21 protein-coding genes are annotated in these 18317 nt (G+C 41.0%); 6 read left to right on the forward strand and 15 right to left on the reverse strand.

Translation table 11 applies throughout. The features are described 5' to 3' along the window. Positions 1-82 precede the first annotated feature (82 nt). Complete coding sequence (locus ID12_RS16035) at positions 83-430, forward strand: hypothetical protein (protein WP_003217285.1); 348 nt, start codon at positions 83-85, stop codon at positions 428-430. Next, positions 427-927 carry an endolytic transglycosylase MltG gene (locus ID12_RS16040; RefSeq protein WP_008342335.1) on the forward strand — a complete coding sequence of 167 codons (501 nt, stop codon included), beginning with the start codon at positions 427-429 and terminating at the stop codon, positions 925-927. Before ID12_RS16035 ends, ID12_RS16040 begins: the two co-directional genes overlap by 4 nt. Positions 928-971: 44 nt before the next feature. Here ID12_RS16040 and pstB (ID12_RS16045) read toward each other — a convergent pair whose 3' ends face one another. The 9 genes from pstB (ID12_RS16045) to ID12_RS16085 all read right to left on the reverse strand — a co-directional run bounded on the left by pstB (ID12_RS16045) (position 972) and on the right by ID12_RS16085 (position 10573). Next, positions 972-1754, reverse strand: a complete 783-nt coding sequence (gene pstB, locus ID12_RS16045) for a phosphate ABC transporter ATP-binding protein PstB (RefSeq protein WP_017367606.1) — start codon at positions 1752-1754, stop codon at positions 972-974. A 15-nt stretch (positions 1755-1769) separates the two neighbouring features. Then, the gene (pstB, locus tag ID12_RS16050; RefSeq protein ID WP_007501258.1) at positions 1770-2582 is read right to left on the reverse strand and encodes a phosphate ABC transporter ATP-binding protein PstB; all 813 of its coding nucleotides are present in this window, start codon (positions 2580-2582) and stop codon (positions 1770-1772) included. Between the two features lie 23 nt (positions 2583-2605). Continuing rightward, complete coding sequence (gene pstA, locus ID12_RS16055; RefSeq protein WP_007501259.1) at positions 2606-3490, reverse strand: phosphate ABC transporter permease PstA; 885 nt, start codon at positions 3488-3490, stop codon at positions 2606-2608. Then, complete coding sequence (gene pstC / locus ID12_RS16060) at positions 3490-4416, reverse strand: phosphate ABC transporter permease subunit PstC (protein ID WP_017357999.1); 927 nt, start codon at positions 4414-4416, stop codon at positions 3490-3492. Before pstC ends, pstA begins: the two co-directional genes overlap by 1 nt. Positions 4417-4495: 79 nt before the next feature. Further along, on the reverse strand, positions 4496-5413 hold the full coding sequence (locus ID12_RS16065; RefSeq protein ID WP_017367609.1) for a phosphate ABC transporter substrate-binding protein: 918 nt from the start codon (positions 5411-5413) through the stop codon (positions 4496-4498). A gap of 214 nt (positions 5414-5627) precedes the next feature. Then, positions 5628-7763, reverse strand: coding sequence for a peptidoglycan D,D-transpeptidase FtsI family protein (locus ID12_RS16070; RefSeq protein WP_039964027.1), 2136 nt, complete (start codon positions 7761-7763; stop codon positions 5628-5630). A gap of 122 nt (positions 7764-7885) precedes the next feature. Beyond that, on the reverse strand, positions 7886-9172 hold the full coding sequence (locus ID12_RS16075; protein WP_050827409.1) for an MFS transporter: 1287 nt from the start codon (positions 9170-9172) through the stop codon (positions 7886-7888). A 123-nt stretch (positions 9173-9295) separates the two neighbouring features. After that, positions 9296-9904 carry a superoxide dismutase SodA gene (gene sodA, locus ID12_RS16080; protein WP_007501264.1) on the reverse strand — a complete coding sequence of 203 codons (609 nt, stop codon included), beginning with the start codon at positions 9902-9904 and terminating at the stop codon, positions 9296-9298. Positions 9905-10087: 183 nt separating this feature from the next. After that, positions 10088-10573, reverse strand: coding sequence for a DUF456 domain-containing protein (locus ID12_RS16085; protein ID WP_048001748.1), 486 nt, complete (start codon positions 10571-10573; stop codon positions 10088-10090). 143 nt (positions 10574-10716) lie between these two features. On the opposite strand from ID12_RS16085, the gene ID12_RS16090 reads away from it, so the two are divergent. Continuing rightward, positions 10717-11469, forward strand: coding sequence for a DUF1189 domain-containing protein (locus tag ID12_RS16090; RefSeq protein ID WP_035390831.1), 753 nt, complete (start codon positions 10717-10719; stop codon positions 11467-11469). A gap of 39 nt (positions 11470-11508) precedes the next feature. On the opposite strand, the gene ID12_RS16095 is transcribed toward ID12_RS16090, so the two are convergent. Next, positions 11509-12054 (reverse strand): GNAT family N-acetyltransferase, encoded by a 546-nt coding sequence (locus tag ID12_RS16095; RefSeq protein WP_050827411.1) that lies wholly within the window; start codon positions 12052-12054, stop codon positions 11509-11511. Between the two features lie 185 nt (positions 12055-12239). On the opposite strand from ID12_RS16095, the gene ID12_RS16100 reads away from it, so the two are divergent. Both ID12_RS16100 and ispG read left to right on the forward strand, forming a co-directional pair. Beyond that, positions 12240-12542: a hypothetical protein gene (locus tag ID12_RS16100; protein ID WP_046343997.1), complete on the forward strand. Its 303-nt coding sequence runs from the start codon at positions 12240-12242 to the stop codon at positions 12540-12542. Between the two features lie 106 nt (positions 12543-12648). Further along, entirely contained in the window at positions 12649-13764 is a 1116-nt protein-coding gene (ispG, locus tag ID12_RS16105; protein WP_008342357.1) for a flavodoxin-dependent (E)-4-hydroxy-3-methylbut-2-enyl-diphosphate synthase, read from the forward strand. Between the two features lie 48 nt (positions 13765-13812). On the opposite strand, the gene ID12_RS16110 is transcribed toward ispG, so the two are convergent. Then, complete coding sequence (locus tag ID12_RS16110; RefSeq protein WP_008342359.1) at positions 13813-14175, reverse strand: DUF308 domain-containing protein; 363 nt, start codon at positions 14173-14175, stop codon at positions 13813-13815. Between the two features lie 139 nt (positions 14176-14314). On the opposite strand from ID12_RS16110, the gene ID12_RS16115 reads away from it, so the two are divergent. Then, positions 14315-14893 (forward strand): 5' nucleotidase, NT5C type, encoded by a 579-nt coding sequence (locus ID12_RS16115; protein WP_025207634.1) that lies wholly within the window; start codon positions 14315-14317, stop codon positions 14891-14893. 227 nt (positions 14894-15120) lie between these two features. On the opposite strand, the gene ID12_RS16120 is transcribed toward ID12_RS16115, so the two are convergent. The 4 genes from ID12_RS16120 to ID12_RS16135 all read right to left on the reverse strand — a co-directional run bounded on the left by ID12_RS16120 (position 15121) and on the right by ID12_RS16135 (position 18222). Next, positions 15121-16038, reverse strand: coding sequence for an ROK family protein (locus ID12_RS16120; RefSeq protein ID WP_050827413.1), 918 nt, complete (start codon positions 16036-16038; stop codon positions 15121-15123). A gap of 141 nt (positions 16039-16179) precedes the next feature. Then, positions 16180-16608 (reverse strand): zinc uptake transcriptional repressor Zur, encoded by a 429-nt coding sequence (locus ID12_RS16125; RefSeq protein ID WP_003217433.1) that lies wholly within the window; start codon positions 16606-16608, stop codon positions 16180-16182. Continuing rightward, positions 16586-17446 carry a metal ABC transporter permease gene (locus tag ID12_RS16130; protein WP_007501274.1) on the reverse strand — a complete coding sequence of 287 codons (861 nt, stop codon included), beginning with the start codon at positions 17444-17446 and terminating at the stop codon, positions 16586-16588. Before ID12_RS16130 ends, ID12_RS16125 begins: the two co-directional genes overlap by 23 nt. After that, on the reverse strand, positions 17446-18222 hold the full coding sequence (locus ID12_RS16135; protein WP_008342368.1) for a metal ABC transporter ATP-binding protein: 777 nt from the start codon (positions 18220-18222) through the stop codon (positions 17446-17448). The genes ID12_RS16130 and ID12_RS16135 overlap by 1 nt, the downstream gene beginning before the upstream one ends. Positions 18223-18317: the final 95 nt, after the last annotated feature.

Genomic DNA, 18317 nt, shown 5'->3' on the forward strand with positions numbered 1-18317 from the left:
GAAGGGTCGAAAACTGTCTGAAACAATCATGAGAGCCTTTTTTGGCTTTCAGCATTAAAATATGAATAAAAGGTGATGAAACATGGAAATTGCAATTATCGGATTGCTTGTTGTCAGTATTGTACTGATTGCATTCTCATATTTTCAAAGAGAGCCGATTAAAGAAGTCGAACAGGAACTTGAAACACTTCAACTATCTGCAATGCAAGAAATCTATAAACTGAAAAAGAAAATGAAGGTTCTTGAAGAAGAATTGCTTGAAACAAACATCGTTGTCCGCAAGCATTCAGAAATTGATCCATCTATTGCAAGACAAATCATTTCAAAGCATCAAAATGGCATGTCTCCTGAGGCGATTGCGCGCGCTGAGCATGTATCTGTAGAAGATGTGAACATGATCATTAAAGACAACGAGAGGGTGCTTGTATGACGAAAAAAAGCATCCAAACGTTTGCAGCAGGTATGATTCTTGCAACTGGTGTTCTGGCGATCGTCTTTTTCCTTACTGGAAAAGATGAAGCGGCAGCTGATTCTACAACAAAAGAAACCCTCGCAGCGAAAGTGACAGACACTGACGTGAAAAATTACTTAGACTCTAAAAAAGAAGTCTCCGTCAGCCGTGAAACATATCAACAACTTCTTGATTATAAAGAAAAAGCGCTGAAAGCAAATGAAGACGGCGATTCTCAGAACGATAAACAAACAACGGACAAGCCAAAAGGCAAAACGGTTAAATTCGTGATTAAAAACGGTATGAGCACAAGTGATGTTTCAGACATGCTTGAAAAGGACGGAATCATCAACTCGTCTAAAGATTTTAATGATTACGTGATAGACGCAGGCTACCATAAAGAAATTCGTGCCGGCAAATTCAATTTAAAAACAGGTATGACATTCAAACAAATCGTCAAAGCCTTAACAAAATAACATCAAAAACCCCCTGGCGGCATTGACCTCCAGGGGGTTTTTGATTATCCAAATCGTCCTGATATATAATCATTTGTTCTTTGATCATTTGGCTCTGAGAACATCACATTCGTATCATTGACCTCAACAAGCTCGCCCATCAAGAAGAACGCTGTTCGGTCTGATACCCTTGCCGCTTGCTGCATATTATGCGTCACAATGGCAATCGTATATTTCTCTTTCAGTTTCATGATCAATTCTTCAATCTTTAATGTTGAAACAGGGTCAAGCGCAGATGTTGGTTCATCCATTAATAGAATATCCGGGCTTGTGGCAATGGCTCTTGCGATACAAAGACGCTGCTGCTGACCGCCGGAAAGACCTAATGCAGGCGCACTTAATCGATCTTTCACTTCATCCCAAAGGGCAACATCACGAAGCGCTTTTTCAGCGATTTCTTTCAATTGCTGCTTGCTCTTCACCCCGTGAATTCTTGGCCCGTAGACGACATTATCAAAGATAGATTGAGGGAATGGGTTTCCTTTTTGAAAGACCATCCCGACGTTTTTACGCAGTTCCACTAGATCGACACGGCCTTTTAAAATATTGTCACCGTTATACATCATATCCCCGGTGATTTTCACACCTGGCACTGTTTTGACCATGAGATTTAAGGTCTTTATAAAAGTTGACTTTCCGCAGCCGGACGGACCGATAATCGCTGTGACCTCATGCTCTTTAATGTCTAAATCAATATGCTTCAGTGCGTGATGCTGTCCGTACCAAAGGTTCATATCATTCACACGAAACACTTCTTTTTTGGCTGTTTCAGTTGCTACTGCATTCATCAAAATCCACCCGCCTTATCCGAATCGACCATTAATATAGTCTTCTGTTTTTTGCTGCGCAGGACGTGTAAAGATACGTTCAGTCGCATCGTATTCCACTAGATCACCGTTCAGGAAAAAGGCTGTATGATCAGATACACGTAACGCTTGCTGCATATTGTGTGTGACAATGACAATCGAATAATCATGTTTTAATTCCGATAATAGTTCTTCAATTTTTGCATTTGAGATCGGGTCTAAGGCAGAAGCCGGTTCATCTAATAAAAGCACGCTAGGTTTCATCGCAAGGGTACGTGCAATACAGAGGCGCTGCTGCTGGCCGCCTGATAATGATAAGGCAGAGCGGTGCAAGCGATCTTTGACCTCATCCCATAGCGCTGCCTTTGTTAAACTTTCTTCTACCGCATCATCAAGCACTGATTTCCTTTTTTCACCCGCATATTTTAGCGCATGCGTAATGTTGTTGTAGATGGATTTAGGAAATGGATTTGGCTTTTGGAAGACCATCCCGATTTCTCTTCTTAAATTCACCACATTAATACGGTCATCCAAAATATTTAACCCTTCGTACATGATCGCCCCTTCACTTCGTGCACCTGGAATTAGGTCGTTCATGCGGTTAATGCTGCGTAAAAAAGTCGATTTTCCGCACCCTGATGGGCCGATTAATGCCGTAATTGCATTTTTTTCAATTTCAAATGAAATTTGATTGACTGCTCTTTTTTCACCATAATAAATACTTAAATCCTGCACCTGTAGAATCTGTTCCGCTTGAAGTGGAGCCTTTTTTGCTGCAATCTCTTTTTTTTCTGCTAGCATTTGAACCATATCCCCTTCACACCTCTCACTATTTATTTTGACGTAAGCTTCTTATGAATAAATGAACCAAGCCATCTAGCTGCTAAGTTGAATACTAATACAGAGAGCACAAGTACGGCTGATGCACCATTTGCAATGGCCTCTGCATCTGGAATAATCCCCTGTGTATTGACGTTCCATATATGAACGGCTAATGTTTCTGCCGGTCTAAAAATATTGAGTGGTGACGTATCGGAGAAAGGACTCCAGTTTGTAAAATCAAGACGCGGTGTTGAAAGACCTGCTGTGAAAAGAAGAGCAGCCGCCTCACCGAAAACTCTTCCCGATGCTAAAATTGCTCCAGTTATAATGGATGGAATCGCACCTGGGATCAGAACCGTCTTCACTGTATGCCACTTTGTCACACCGAGCGCAAGCGATGCTTCCTTTTGATCCTTCGGTACAGATCGAAGTGCATCTTCTGTCACCCTGACCATCACTGGCAGATTAAAGACAGTCAGCGCAAGGGCTCCTCCGATGATCGTATAGCCCCATCCTGTTAAATTAACAAACATCAGCAAACCAAACATACCGATGACGATCGATGGCAGAGAAGATAACACTTCAATACATGTACGAATAAAATCAGTCACTTTGTTTTGAGGTGCATATTCTGCCATGTACACCCCGCCGCCCACGCCAAGAGGCACGGTAAACAGCATCGTAATAAATAGAATGTAAAACGAGTTAAACAGCTGATCCCTAATACCGCCACCAGAGCCAATCGCACTTGAGCGGGTAGTCAAAAAGTCAAAATTTAATTCTTTGGCACCGTTGAAGATGATATAAGAAAACAAGCCAACAAGTATCGCCGTGATAATGGCGGCACATAATCCAAAAACGATTGTGGCAAAACGATCGGTCATTTTGCTATTCATTAAATCTTCCTCCTAGATGACAAGTATCTGATAATGAGTATGAACATAAATGATACAACTAGAAGGACAAGTCCCATTGACCAAAGTGTATTGTTTTCAACACTTCCATACGTTGTATGTCCCATGTTTAACGTAATAATGGTTGTTAATGTACCAGCTGTGTCCATAATACTTTCTGGTAGATTACGCGTGTTTCCAATGACCATCTGAACGGCAAGGGCTTCTCCAAATGCTCTTGCCATTCCAAGCACGACTGCTGTCATTAATGTCGGAAGCGCTGCCGGTACAAGAACACGTCTGATCGTTTGCCATCTTGTTGCGCCTAATGCATACGATCCCTCACGTAAACTTTTTGGAAGTGAAGCCATTGCGTCAGTTGCAATGGATGTAACAGTTGGCAGAATCATAATAGAAAGGACAATCGTTCCTGCTAAAACACTGTGCCCTGAACCGCTTGACTTAAAGTGTCCAATAAACGGCACCAATACTGTAAGACCTATGAATCCGTAAACAACGGATGGAATCCCTACAAGCAGTTCAATCACTGGCTGGAGAATTTTCCGTCCCCATGCAGGTGCAATTTCTGTCATAAAGATCGCTCCTGCGATGCCTAGCGGTGCTGCTATGAGTGCTGATAGAAGCGTGACAGCGATTGATCCAAAGATAAATGGAAATGCGCCGTATTGCGGATTTTCTGCTGTAGGGTTCCAATTGATACTGGTTAAGAACTCAATTGGGCTTACACCATTTACGATGAAAGATTGTAAACCCTTAATGCCAAGGAAGATTGTGATGGCAATTGATACAGCAATCATTAAGAATGCGCAAAATTTCACCAAAATACTTCCTCTTACTTCATCCATTTGCCTATTTTTTTTCGAGCTGATCAGTCGATCGCTCGCTTCTGTATGTTCTATCTGTTTCATCTTTTTCTACACTCCTATGAATGTCATAAAAGGAAAAGTGAAAAGCTCCACTTTTCCTTCATCATCAATTCAAGACCTTTTACTTATCTGTTTGTTTGCCTGTTGCGTCTCTTTCTACTTTCATATTAGAGACTGAGATGTAGCCTTGGTCTTTAACGATTTCTTTTTGTACTTCGTCACTCATCAAGTAATCTAAAAATTGTTTTGCTAAACCTTCTGGCTCACCTTTTGTATAAGAGTGCTCATATGCCCAAATTGTATATTTACCGCTTTCTACATTGCTTTCTTCTGGTTTCACACCATCAATGCTAAGCGGTGTAATTTTGTCATCTGTTAAATAAGAGAATGCTAGGTACCCAATCGCACCTGGTGTTTCTGCAATCAACTTTTTCACTGTGTTTGAAGAATCCTCTGTGATTCCTTCTGCAGGTGTCGCGCCGTCAAGTGCATATTTCACAAATGTTGCACGAGTTCCTGATGAGTCTGGTCTGTTCACAAGTGTGATTTTTTGGTCTTTCCCGCCAAGCTCTTTCCAGTTTTTGATTTTACCAGTGAAGATTTTTTTCAATTCGTCCTTTGTGATGTCTTTGACACCAACTTCAGGGTTAACAGCTGCCGCCATTCCAACAACTGCTACTTTGTGGTCTTTTAAAGCTTTTGCGTCGATTCCGTCTTTCTCTTCTGCGAATACATCTGAGTTCCCAATTTGTACAGATCCTTCTGATACTTGAGAAAGTCCTGTTCCTGAACCGCCGGCTTGTACTTGAATATCGGCTTTTGGATGTTTATCCATGAATTTTTCTGCTGCCGCAAGAACTAAAGGCTGCATCGCAGATGATCCTGAGATGGTAATGGAACCTGATGCCTCATCTTTGTTTGAAGCATTTCCTTTACTGTCTTTTGAATCTCCGCTTGAGCTGCTGTTTCCGCATGCTGTGACGAATGCTAACAATGCGATAGTAAGGAAAGTAAGCAGCCATAATTTGTTCTTTTTCATTTCAAGAATACCCCCTGAATAATTTGTCCTACGAGTAATACATTAAAGGTTCTTTATTAATTTCGTTTAAATGGAATGTTAAGGTTTTGTAAATGTCGGAGATTTGTAGAGAAATTGCGGGGTTTTTTATGATTTTTGTCAATTTATATCGAAAAGTTTGAAGAAAATATAAAAAAACGCCCACAAAAAGTGAGCGTTTTTACCTATAATAGGTCTAGTTATTTGTTTCTGCTTCATTTTCAATTTTGTTTTTGTTCTTCGCTTGTGTGTCGTTGCTTTCCTGTTTCGATTTCAGTTCAAAGTACTTGTCTAATACTTGTTCACCAATATCATTTGTAATCGGATAGCGCTGGTTGTAATCTTGATACACCCAAGGCACGACAACTGAAATCGCTACTTCTGGATTATCAGCAGGCGCATACGCAACAAGTGTTGTGTTATATGTTGGTGTGCCGCGTTTGCTTTTAATCGGGCCGTCATAGAATGATTGAGCGGTCCCTGTTTTGCCAGCTGGATTGTATTTTTTGTTGCCAAAGTTCGAATATGCTGTCCCTCTTGGGTTCTGCATCACAAGCTTGAATCCTTGCTGTACGCGTTTGATCTCATCACTTGTCATATCGAGCTTATTCAGTACATCCGGCTTGACGGACTCCGTTACAGCCCCAATGCCTCTTTGCGGATCTGGCTCTCTCACTTCTTTTACGAGCTGAGGACGTAAACGATAGCCGCCATTGGCAATCGTTGAAACGTATTGCGCCATTTGCAGCGGTGTAAACGTGTCATATTGTCCAATCGCATAGTCAAGTAAAAGACCAGATTGTGTAGATGTTCCACGATAGCCAGTTGCTTCGTTTGGCAGGTCAATACCTGTCTCCACTCCAAGACCAAATTTACTAAAATTGTAACGGAACGTATCAAACGCCTTTGTATCAATTGGGAGCGGCTGATTCTTACGATATTCCCCTTTCCCAATTGCAATCGCTGTTTTAAACATATACACGTTTGATGAACGTTCTAGTGCGGTTAAATCATTAATGAGACCCATATTTTGATAGGATTTTTTCGGCGGTGACTGAGCGATATAGAGCGGTTCATCGTATTGGGTGCTTCCAATATGAAGGACGCCTGTTTTATAACCTGTCAGCACAGTTGCCCCTTTTACTGCTGATCCCATCGCATATGATGATGTCATCGTTCCTAGTGCATAGTCATCAAATTTGTATGACCCATTCTTATTGGTAATCTGTTTACCCGCAATCGAGAGTACTTCCCCATTTCTCGGGTCCATCATGACAACAAACGCACGATCAAGAAGTTCTGTGCCGCCTCTTTGCTTCGCACTTTTCAAGTTCTTTTCGATGATTTTTTCCACCGCTTTTTGCAGCTGAATATCAATCGTCAGCACAAGGTCTTTCCCGCTCTTTCCTTCTGTTAACACTTTAGAGCTTGTGACATTGCCTTCTTTATCTGTTGTACTTTGTTCTTTTTCTTTTTGACCTTGCAGCACATCTTCATATTGATATTCAAGATAGCTTTTTCCTACACGATCATTTCGGCTGTAGCCGAGTGATAGATAATGTTCAAGCAGTGACGACGGAAGACCTTCATCACTTGAAGACACACTGCCGAGCATACTGCGGAGCAGTCCTTTATAAGGATAGCTGCGTGACCAGTCTGTTGTGACATCTACACCTGGCAGCTCGTCCAAATGCTCAGAGACGTAAGCAATTTCACTTGGCTTTACATCTTCATTTTTAATGAATTGAGGCGTAAGTGCATAGCCTGCGTCCATCTGTCTTTTAATCGCAAGCACTTGCAAATCTTTTTTCGTCAGTTGATTTAATTCTTTGTCTGTGATGCGTTTCAGCTGGAGCTCGTATAGTTTATCATCAGAGACCTTATCGTCACCCTTTAAATCGGCTTCTTTTTGAACAAGCTTTTTCGCTTCATTCGGATGGGTTAAGATCCAGAAATCTTTTTTATCACGATCTGTGATTTTCTTCGTACTTACGTGAATCATATCCGCTAATTTTGTTGCCACTTTGAGCCGCTCTTCTTGTGAAGTCGTCGAGGTTCTCGTATATGTAATGGCATTTAGCGCTTTATTGCTGACAATCGTGTTATAATTTCGATCATAAATTTTTCCGCGCGGAGCAGATGAGCTGACATTCACGTCTTCTTGTTTTTCTGCCTGCTTTTTATAATCTTCTCCATTCACAATCTGCACAAAACCGAGTCTGACCACAACACCGGTAAAAATAATGAACGCAGCTAAAAATAATAAATTCAGCCGGATCGGAAGTGTTTTGCGCCCTTCCTTCGCGTCTTTTTTGTTTTTCTTGTTTCTCATCACATCACCTTTTCTATCAAGAAAGAAATGGCACCCCTTTTTGTGTATAAAAGGTGCCATCATCATTTTAGCGGTTTTTCTATCATTTATCTAGAAATTTGATGTTCCATTGGTAAGAAATTTTACCTTTCTCCCTTCATAAGGTTCGTTTGAGAAACAGGCTTTTGACCGTCAGCCTCTTCTATATCAGCTGTTTTCTCTTTTAAATGAATGTCCTTTACAAAATAATAAATAAGGGTGTGCCCCGCTCCGAGTACGACTAGTGAAGCAGGAATCCCAAGCCGATCGCCCAGTAAGGTGACAGATAAAAGAAAAAAGACAATCGAACAAATACGCCCGGCATTTAAAAATAGTTCTCTGACGACAATATATTCAATTCGGGCTTTTCTTGCATATCTAGCATGACCGATGACATCGTAAGTTAAAGAGACATACGGAACTAGCAGAAGCGGGTAGCCGATCGCAATGGCTACAGCGTACATAAGCAGTGATACATAGGACAAGTGAAAGACGATTAAAAATAAAGCGCCGTATAAAATAAGCCCGCCAAACATAATCGCTTTTTTGCGCCATTTTTTCTTAATCAAACGAGTAGCAAAAAAATAGGCAAAAAAGGCAACACCTGAATTGACTAGACCAAATGTGCCTAAAGCAAGCTCACTGTTTGTTGCAATAAACACAAAGACACTGATTAAAAAGACAAACACGCCTTCACGGAGCCCCTGAAAAAAGTGAGCAGTTGTGATCTTACGCCAATTCTCGTCCGCATGGCGCTCTTTCCAAATTTGCTTAATGATAAATTTTCCTTTTGATTGTCTCCTCTTGAGGAAAAAACTCATCACAACCGCTAGTGAAAACAAAAAAAGCGATAAAGTGAAAATCACTGTATAGCCTGTATCATCCGTTAATTGAGAAATCACAATTCCTGCAATGAGCGGCCCGATCATACCAGCTGTAGAGGTAAGCACTCCTAAAAATCCATTAAAGAAATCCCTTGTTTCAGGTTCAGTGATCTCAAAAGTGAGCACGTTAAAGGCAAGCCAGTAAAAACCATAGCCGATTCCAAGCACACTGCCTAATAACACGAGCCGAGCTGCCACTTGCTCTCCTGCCATGAGAACAATTAAGTAAAAAGCGGCTAAGAAGATGACACCGAAACGAAGGACAAATGCACGATCTATTTTTTTAGCGAGCCGTCCAGCAAATAAAAAGGTAATGGGCTGAAGGACAACAATTGCCAAGTTATAAATCGCAAGGTCTGTAAATCGCCCAGACTGTTTCCATAAATACACGTTCACAAACGTATTCGAAAGCGCAATCGCAAGTGCGTATAATCCGCCAATCGTGAGGAGGAGCAATAAATCTCTTGTGACATCCATGTCCCCGAACATTTTCTTTAATCTGCTCATATCATTCATTCTCCTTTTCTACACAATAGTCTGTCTCATCAAAAGGCAGATATGTAAAAAAAGGAGGGAAAATATAAAAAGACCCGCTCTCAGAGAGAAGCAGGTCTTTTCAAATCAAATCATTTATTTAGCTTCGCTGTAAAGGCGAGCCACTTCATCCCAGTTCACAACATTCCAGAATGCTGAAATGTAATCAGGACGACGGTTTTGGTAGTTTAGGTAGTAAGCATGCTCCCAAACGTCTAGTCCTAGAATTGGTGTTTTTCCTTCAGTTAAAGGAGAATCTTGGTTTGGTGTGCTTGTAATTTCAAGTTTGCCATTGTTCACAACAAGCCATGCCCAACCAGAACCAAAGCGTCCTGCAGCTGCTGCAGCGAAATCAGATTTGAATTTTTCAAATCCGCCTAATTCTTTTTCGATCGCATCTGCAAGTTCACCAGTTGGTGCGCCGCCACCGTTTGGTGAAAGAAGCGTCCAGAATAATGAGTGGTTCGCATGTCCTCCGCCATTGTTACGTACAGCTGTACGAATGTTTTCAGGCACAGAGTTCAAGTTAGCCACTAGCTCTTCAATTGATTGATCTTCAAGAGCTGATACACCTTCGATTGCTTTGTTTAAGTTTGTTACATAAGTGTTGTGGTGTTTTGTGTGGTGAATCGTCATTGTTTCCTTGTCGATATGTGGTTCTAATGCATCGTAAGCATATGGTAATTCTGGAAGTTTAAAAGCCATGGTTAAATTCCTCCTTAGAAATGTATGTACTGAAATGCTTCCTTAGTAAGCAAGCATTTCACCCTAATCAAAGAGTATCAAAAGAAACGGCTTGTTTCAACGTTATTGCTCATGATCTGAAACATTTCAGTGTTTATTTTGTATTTAACCCTTCAGAAAGAGTGTTAAACACCGATTTTCCATTTAGCGAAGCACATAAAACAAAAAGATTCCCAGCATCAGTGCTTGAATCAACCCTTTTACAAATACGCCTGACACAAAACCAATTAATGAGCCAAGCCCCACTTTCACACTTGTCTTCAGATCTTTTTGATGAACGAGCAGCTCTGCGATGACACTGCCGATAAATGGACCAATGATAATTCCAGCAATCGGAATCACAAAAGGACCGGCTAAAAGCCCAATGGTACTTCCCCAAATGGCCGCCCGGCTGCCGCCAAAGCGTTTCACCCCAATCAGATTGGAGACATAATCCGCGGCAAATAACACAGCTGTAAACATGGCTTGAATGAGCCAAAAGGTGAGCGTCAATTTCTCAAAGCTAAAAAAGAGCCCATATAAAATAAACCCAAGAACCATGAAAACCACACTAGGAATGATTGGATAGACAAGTCCCACAAACGCAATGATAAATGCACAGCCGATCAAAACCCAATATAGCACGTCCAATCCGCAGCCGCCTCCTTTTTATATGCTGTATACATTATGCCTCATTCCTTCTATCTTAACCAGCAATGAAGGCCGTACTTGTACTGGATGGATAGACATTGATACAATGTGAGAAATAGAAAAGAATGTAGGAAGTGAATCGGTTGAACGTATTTAGTTTATTGTTAAAAGGAATTTATTCACCAAAAGATATTGCCAGAGCACGTTTTACTGGGATTGGAAAGGCTATTTTATTCATCTTTATCCTTTCGATCATCGCAGCTGTCCCCCAGGGCTATCATATGAGCAAAGAGATTTCAAATGCGATGTCAGGATTTCAGCATGTGATAAAAAAAGATTTACCCGACTTTTCCATTGAAAAAGGAACGCTTCAAGCGGATCAAAGCACGCCGATCGAAAAAGAAGAAAACGGCATCACGATTATTTTTGATCCCGCTGAAAAAATAAAATCAAGTGAGCTTGAATCAAAACAAACAGCCATTGCGTTATTGAAAGAAAAAGCAGTGATTGCCATTGACGGACAAATGACAGATATTCCATACCAGCTGCTTGGCGGAACACTCACAAAAGATGAACTTGCCAGCGTCACAAACCAGAATCAAGCGATCATTATCCCTGTCATTTGTGTCCTGCTGTACCTATCTACTGCTGCTCTCATGTTCATCAGCGCAACATTCCTAGCCATGCTTGGTACATTTATTAAACGAATGCAGCAAAAAGAGCTGTCCTTTCAAATGCTTTGGAAGCTCTCTGCCTATTCACTCACATTAACAACCGTCTTTTTCGCCATCATGAGTGCATTAAACACGCCGGTTGCGAACTCATTTTTATTAAATTGGGTGATTAACTTTATTTTCTTATATCTTGTCGTTAAAGAAATACCTGCAAAAAAATAAGCTCCCTCATTTCGGGGAGCTTTTTTATTTGTTTTGACCCTATGACTCATCTGGATGGATGATCGCAAACAAATAGTGATCCTCCCACTTATCATTGATCTTTACTTTTTTACGATGAAGTCCCTCATTTTCAAACCCTGTCTTCTCAAGCACACGAATGGAACCAATGTTAGATGGTTTTACGCCAGCCTCAATGCGGTGAAGGTACAATTCATAAAAGGCATAATCGATAATCAAACGAATCGCCTCTGTCATATACCCCTTCCCGCCTTGCCTTTCATCAAGCACATATCCAAGCAAAGCCCCTTGAATCGGTCCTCTTTCAACAGAATGGAGTGAGATCGTTCCAATTAATGCATCTGTTTCATTTAAGAAAATACCGTGCATATAGGCTTCATCTTTTGCACGCCTTTGCATACTGCGGTTAATCCGTTCCTTTTGACGAGGTACAGTAAAAAAATCATCCTGAACCAAAGGTGTAAATTGCTGAAAATAAGTGCGATTCTCTCGTTCAAGTGTTAATAGAGCTTCTGCATCACTTTCTGTTAGTGTTCTTACATATATATTCTGACTGATTTTCTTCATATACTCTCCCCCTTTTTTTATTTTATCATAATAAAGAAAGGGCTTAGGCTTATCAAAGATTTTTCCGATTACAAGTCATAATAGAACTCACTAGAACAGCCCTTCCCTAGCTTTTTCACTCTTTTTGGTTCTATCAACTCAGGACATGCATACACTGAAGTAAACTCTTAAAAGCGGTGAGTAAAATGCGGCGAATGATTTTTTTACTAGTCAGTTTGTTTGTCCTCTTTATTATCTTTTTTGATTTGAAAAATGGAACGATCCCCGTTCAGGAAGGACCTGCTGTTCCCGCCAGCGCCTTTCAAACAGCTGAAAAACAGGCATATAAAACTGTCACTGTTAAACAAGGTCAAACCGTCGTCTCTATCGTACATACAAGTAAGCCATTAGATGAAGTGATCGAAGACTTTGAAGCACTGAATCAAGGCGTCAAAGCGAACGAAATTCGGGCAGGCAGCACATACAAGTTTCCGGTCTATAAGAGATAAAACGTTAATTCCTTGTCATTCATACGAAGAGACTGTTACAATATGAGATGTAAAACACGTCGTACACTGCAAACGAATTGCATGTACACTAAGGAGCGATTGACAAGTGAGTGAAGTCACACATCGTACAAAAACGCGTCCCGTCAAAGTGGGACCTTTAACTATAGGTGGAAACAATGAAGTCGTCATTCAAAGTATGGCGACAACCAAAACACATGATGTCGAAGCGACAGTAGCTGAAATTAAACGTTTAGAAGAAGCTGGCTGTCAAATCGTGCGTGTCGCATGCCCAGATGAGCGTGCAGCAAATGCGATTGCGGACATTAAAAAACAAATCAACATTCCCCTTGTTGTCGACATTCATTTTGACTACAAGCTTGCACTGAAAGCGATTGAAGCAGGTGCAGACAAAATTCGTATCAACCCAGGAAACATCGGAAGACGAGAAAAAGTCGAAGCTGTTGTGAAAGCTGCAAAAGAAAAAGGCATTCCAATTCGTATTGGGGTAAACGCCGGTTCGCTCGAGAAAAAGATTCTTGATAAATACGGTTATCCAACAGCAGATGGTATGGTTGAAAGTGCACTGCATCACATTAAAATTTTAGAAGACCTAGACTTTCATGACATCATTGTCAGTATGAAAGCATCTGATGTAAACCTTGCGATTGAGGCATACGAAAAAGCAGCAAAAGCCTTTGATTATCCTCTTCATCTTGGGATTACAGAATCAGGTACGTTATTTGCAGGTACGGTCAAAAGTGCAGCTGGTCTTGGCGCAATCTTGAATATGGGGATTGGTAACACACTCCGTATTTCATTAAGTGCTGACCCGGTCGAAGAGGTCAAAGTGGCACGTGAATTATTAAAATCATTTGGTCTTGCATCAAATGCAGCAACACTCATCTCTTGTCCAACTTGTGGACGAATTGAAATTGACCTCATTAGCATTGCAAATGAAGTCGAAGAATATATTTCTAAAATTAAAGCACCAATTAAAGTAGCTGTTCTCGGATGTGCTGTAAACGGTCCGGGTGAAGCGCGTGAAGCTGATATCGGCATCGCTGGTGCTAGAGGTGAAGGCCTCTTATTCCGCAAAGGTGAAATTGTTCGGAAAGTACCAGAAGAAACAATGGTCGAAGAACTGAAAAAAGAAATCGATAAAATCGCTGAAGAACATTATGCGAAAATGGAAGCTGAAAAAGCAAAACAAGCGAACGCATAACAAAGAACGCCTGACATCACTGTCAGGCGTTTTTCTGTTCCTGTCCTGTTAAAAGAACGGGGTGATAAAGATGCCGAGGATGACGGAAACGATTCCGATCCCGATTGACCATGCGCCAAGCGCATGTGCTCCTTTTCTTCTTGCAATATAACCAACGACGATTGCCGCTACGCCTAATAGCACCGGCAAGACAAATAGTGAGATAATCGCAATCGCGAGTGCTGTATAGCCTATCCCCTTACTGCCTGAATCGTCACCTACATGGTCACGTTCTCTTCTGTCTTCACGATCTCTTGATGCTTGATATGGCTCTGCAATTTCAGCAGCTGTTTCCTCTAAATAGCCATCATCATTACTAAAGTGTGTGTCGATTTCACGATCATTTCTTCTGAAATCTTCGTCTCTTTCCATGATCAATTCCCCCTTTTGGTTAATAGAAAGGAGCTTTTTTAGTATGAGCAAAAATGTCTGTTTCATGTTTGCTAAAACTTGCTGGAATTGTGAATTGATTATGTTACACTTTAAGAGGATAAATATGAGGAGTGTGGGCATGTTACGTTTAGGAATTGATATCGATGGCACAGTCACGGCGCAGGACACCTTTGTCCCCTACTTAAATGAGTCGTTTCAATGTGACATCACACTAGATGATATGACGGAATATGATTTGACGAAGCTTTTAAAGATTTCAAATGAAGAATTTTGGGGCTGGATGAATGAGTATGAGCCTCTTATTTATAAACAGGCAAAGCCTGCCGAGGGTGCAAAAGAAATCCTCAATCAAATGAAACATCATCATCAATTGATTTATATCACAGCCAGAAGGCAGCATCACTCAGACATCACTTACAAATGGTTTGAGGAGAATCATGTCCATTATGACGATATCGAGCTTGTTGGCGGACATCATAAGGTGGCAGCTGTTCAAAAACATAAGATCGATGTGTTTTTTGAAGATCACCATGGCAATGCCACAATGATTGCAAAAGAAGCTGACATTCCAGTGATTCTGTTTAACTCACCGTATAATCAAATGCCAATTGATGAACGGATCATTCGCGTTAATAACTGGCAAGAAGCATCCCAATGGATCAAACAATATGAAAAGCGTCTGCAAACTGCTTACTAAAACAGATCAAAAGCCGATACGTTTTTAATGTATCGGCTTCAGATTGTTGACAAAGGGCTAAAATGAACTTTATTTTAGCCCTTTGTCTTCTTTTCAGCGTGATAGAAAACCTTTGCAGCCCTAGGAAGGACGAGTACTGGAGCGGAGCGAATTTGACATTCGTGAGCACCGGAACGCAGGACTGACAAAGAATGCGAGGGTTTGTCTACACGCTGAAGCCGATACGTTTAATGTATCGGCTTTTGGATTGTACGATGATGTCCTTCTTTTATTAAAAAATGATAAAGTGCACCCATCATACCTGCCTGATTGAAGTAATAGCACGTTTCCAGTGTCACCTGTATGTTTTTCCATGCATGCAAAGTATGTAAATGTTTCTCAATGTTTGGAATCAAATCGGGCCTTGCACTCACGCCCCCGCCAATGAGGATTTTCTCTGGATTGAGAACTGTTGCCACATTGTAAATGCCAATTGCGATTCGTTTGTACCACTGATCGATCATCTTCTCAATGGCCGGATCATGCTTGGCTTTTTCAAAGATCTCTTGACCGTCTATTTGCTGACTTTGTGGAATTCCCTGCTGCTCTTTGTAGCTTCGTATCAATCCAGCTGTCGAAGCACTGCTGTTGAGTGTCGTAAACTGACCGTTTTCTGTTTCTGTCAGCATCATGCCAAATTCACCGCCGCGAAAAGAGGCACCGCGAACAAGCTCTCCGCCAGCAAAAATACCGCCGCCGACACCAGTCCCAAGCGTCATACATATAAAGCTGTCACACTCTTTCGCATGACCACTAAATTTTTCAGCCAGAGCTGCACAGTTCGCATCATTTTCTACTTCTACACGAAGTGATGTTTTTTCTTCCAAAAGCGTTTTGACATTTTGGCCATTTAAAGCAATAATCGCTCCTGCAAATTCCGTATAACCCGTTTGACTGTCAACAAACCCCGGAAGACTCATCGCAATCCCTTTGATATCCCAAGTCCTTTGATACTCTTTCACCACGTTCTCCATGTCCTCTAAAAACGGCTCAAGCTGCCGGCAGTTTGTTTCGTAGTCGCCGCTCGTGATCAGCTCACCATTTCGATCCATGACCCCATACTTTGTTTTTGTCCCGCCTACATCGAATACGATATAATACGCCACTTTTGACCCCTCCCCCTATTTCTAAAGACTCAAATCTGCTTCTATAGATGATCTGTTGTTCTCATTTTAATGAAACAGCTATCCTTTGTAAAACGTTTTCAACATGACAAAACAAAAAGCCAGCCCATCGGCTGGCTTCTTTCATGAATGAACTTCTTTTGGTTCGCAAGAAGGACACGTTCCGTAAATTTCAAATTTATGTCCGCTAATGTGATAATCCTCTAGATCAGCATCAAGCTTGTCCATAGGGCAAGCGTCGATTTCCTTTGTTTTACCACACGTCAAACAAATAAAGTGATGATGATGGTGGGAAAACGAACATTTAAAACGGAACAGTTTCTCCCCTGATAATTCCGTTGTCTCTAATATCCCAAGATCTTCATATAAAGACAGGTTTCGATAAATCGTATCAAAACTAAGCCCTGGGTAATCTTCACTTAATGCTGTTAATACATTTTTAGCGGTCAAGTATTTATCAGAATCAGAAAACAATTGAAGCATATCTTCACGTTTGCTTGTATATTTATAGCCTTTTTCCTTTAATAAATCAAGCGCTTCTTGTACGTTCATGATGATTCCCCCTTCTGAATTTCCCAATACTAATACACCCGATTAAAATCAAAATAGACAGCATCACAATGGTTCCACCCGGCGCTAAATCAAGATAATAACTTAAAATCAAGCCGACCATGACAGACAATTCCCCAAATAAGATGGAAAGGAAAATCGCCTGTTTAAACCCTTTGGCAATCCGAATACTTGCCGCAACAGGCAGTGTCATGAGTGCCGACACTAGGAGTGTACCGACAATACGCATCGATGCTGCGATGACAAGTGCAACAACTAAAATAAAAATAAAATGAATCCACTTCGCTGAAATACCAGAAGCCTTCGCATGTTCTTCATCAAAAGAAAGCAAAAACAATTCTTTATACAAGAGCACAACCACTAATACAACAACAAGTGAGATCCCAACAATAATCCAAAGATCGAGCCTTGAAACCGCACTGACACTTCCAAACAAATAGCTGAACAAATCTGTATTAAAACCATTTGCAAGTGAAATGAAAATAACAGAGATCCCAATACCACCCGATAAAATAATGGGAATCGCCAGCTCCTGATAATGTTTATACACAGAGCGCAGACGTTCAATAAACAATGAGCCAGCCACAGAAAAAGCCATTCCTAAGTAAAGCGGGCTAACCCCTGTCAAAAGTCCAAACTTTTTATCAAGGAATAAACTTGCCGCTATCCCAGCAAGTGATACGTGACTAAGCGCATCTGCGATGAGAGAGAGCCTTCTCACGACAATAAATACACCAAGTAAGGGCGCAATAAAGCCGATCAGCATACCTGCGATAAACGCATTTTGTAAAAATTCATAATGAAAAAATGGAAATAGCATTATTCATGTCCCCCATGATGGTGATGATCGTGATGAATCACTTGAATGTCATGCCCGTAAAACTGAGAAAGCGCCTGATCATCCATCGAATCAAACGTTTCCGCATCTCCATGAAAATGAAGTGTCTGATTTAAACAAGCCACATGCGTGACTTTGTCAGAAACGGTTCCTACATCATGTGTAACGAGAATTAAAGACATTCCTTTTTCTTTGTTCAATGTTTCTAGCAGCTGATAAAAGCCCTCTACTGTTCTTTGGTCTACACCCACAGTCGGCTCATCTAAAATAAGCAGCTTCGGCTGACTGACGAGTGCACGGGCAATAAATGTACGCTGCTGCTGACCGCCTGAAAGCTCACCAATGTTTTGGTGTTTTAAGTCTTGTATGCCAACTGAACGTATGGCCTCATCTACTTGAAGCTTATCCTGCTTACTCATGCGTTTGAATAAACCAATCTTCGCCGTTAAACCACTTGCCACGACCTCGTATACAGAAGCAGGAAAACCTGTATTAAAGCTATTCGCCTTTTGAGAAACAAATCCAATTTGATCCCAGTCTTTAAATTTTTGAGCAGGTGTGCCAAAGAGCTTCAATTCTCCCTGCTGTGGTTTAATCAAGCCAAGCAGGCATTTTAATAAGGTTGTTTTACCAGATCCATTCGGTCCAACAAGTGCTAGAAAGTTTCCTTCCTCTACTGTTAAATGAATGTGATCGATGACATTTCGCTGTCCATATGAATACGAAATGTCCTTCATTTCAATAATTGGCTTTGCCATAAATCTTTCCACCTTTAATCCAATATAAAAAGAATGATTACGATTTATACAACAAAAAGAAAATGGCAAAAGCCATTTTCTTTGTCCATACATAC

This window comes from Bacillus altitudinis, from assembly GCF_001191605.1.
In the GTDB taxonomy this organism is placed as follows: domain Bacteria; phylum Bacillota; class Bacilli; order Bacillales; family Bacillaceae; genus Bacillus; species Bacillus altitudinis.